Origin of the sequence: Pseudomonas sp. ICMP 8385 (genome assembly GCF_002699915.1) — a bacterium.
In the GTDB taxonomy this organism is placed as follows: domain Bacteria; phylum Pseudomonadota; class Gammaproteobacteria; order Pseudomonadales; family Pseudomonadaceae; genus Aquipseudomonas; species Aquipseudomonas gessardii.
The window spans coordinates 1-241 of record NZ_LKBY01000049.1 but is presented as its reverse complement, the minus strand read 5'-3'; the positions used below and the strand labels follow the sequence as shown (position 1 = coordinate 241).

The window sequence follows — 241 nt, the reverse complement described above, 5'->3', positions numbered from 1 at the left end:
CACGCGCGGCTTCGAGCGATTGCGCCCGGTTCTGCGCGGCGATGGCCGCCGTCAAGTCAGAAATCTGCTGGCTTTGCAATGCGAGGAGTTGATTACCGGCTTGGGTCGCCTGCAAGGCACCGGTCGCGGCCTGGCTGCGGCCGACGAGCGCCTGCATTTCGGTGCGGGCGGGTTCGATGTTGCCCACGACGCCTGCCTGCACCTTGAGGGCGTCTTCGAAACCGGCGACCGAAGTGCGCCA

The 241-nt window shown here is 66.8% G+C and carries 1 pseudogene; it reads right to left on the bottom strand.

Annotated elements, in window-relative coordinates:
- A pseudogene (locus AO268_RS06810) lies at positions 1–241 on the bottom strand (P-type conjugative transfer protein TrbJ); the annotation flags it as partial.